Here is a 773-nt window from a genome sequence, read left to right as displayed (position 1 = left end):
CTCTCCGGGGGCGACCTCACCCAGAAGATCACCGACAACTACGCCGGCGACTTCCAGGTGCTGCAGAACGCAGTCAACGAGTCCATGGACAAGCTCGCCGAGATCATCGAGCAGGTCCGTGGCGCGGCCGATGCGCTCACCAACGCCGCAGGCCAGGTCTCGGCCACCGCTCAGAGCCTGTCCCAGTCCTCCTCCGAGCAGGCCGCCAGCGTCGAGGAAACCTCGGCTTCGATCGAGCAGATGAGCGCCTCGATCAACCAGAACTCGGAAAACGCCAAGATCACCGACGCCATGGCCACCAAGGCCGCCTCCGAAGCCGGCGAGGGCGGCCAGGCCGTCAAATCCACGGTCGAGGCGATGAAGAACATCGCCGGCAAGATCGGCATCATCGATGACATCGCCTACCAGACCAACCTGCTCGCGCTCAACGCCGCCATCGAAGCGGCCCGTGCCGGCGAGCACGGCAAGGGCTTTGCGGTGGTCGCCGCCGAGGTCAGAAAGCTCGCCGAGCGCAGCCAGGTCGCCGCCCAGGAGATCGGCCAGCTCGCCGGCAACTCGGTCCACCTGGCCGAGCGCGCGGGTACGCTGCTCGACGAGATCGTGCCCTCGATCAACAAGACCTCCGACCTCGTGCAGGAGATCGCCTCGGCCAGCCAGGAGCAGACCGCCGGCGTCGGCCAGATCAACAACGCCATGGGCCAGCTCAACAAGGCCACCCAGCAGAACGCCTCGGCCTCCGAAGAGCTCGCCGCCACCGCCGAGGAGCTCGGCGG

General features: G+C 67.3%; 1 protein-coding gene. It reads left to right on the top strand.

All coding sequences use genetic code 11. The features are described 5' to 3' along the window. Positions 1 to 773, top strand: a 773-nt coding sequence (locus B447_RS21545; protein WP_004249401.1) for a methyl-accepting chemotaxis protein, incomplete at both ends; no start/stop codon positions are given.

This window comes from Thauera sp. 27 (assembly GCF_000310125.2).
Taxonomy (GTDB): domain Bacteria; phylum Pseudomonadota; class Gammaproteobacteria; order Burkholderiales; family Rhodocyclaceae; genus Thauera; species Thauera mechernichensis.
Note: the sequence above shows the minus strand (reverse complement) of the source record. Positions and strands in the feature narration are given on the sequence as shown.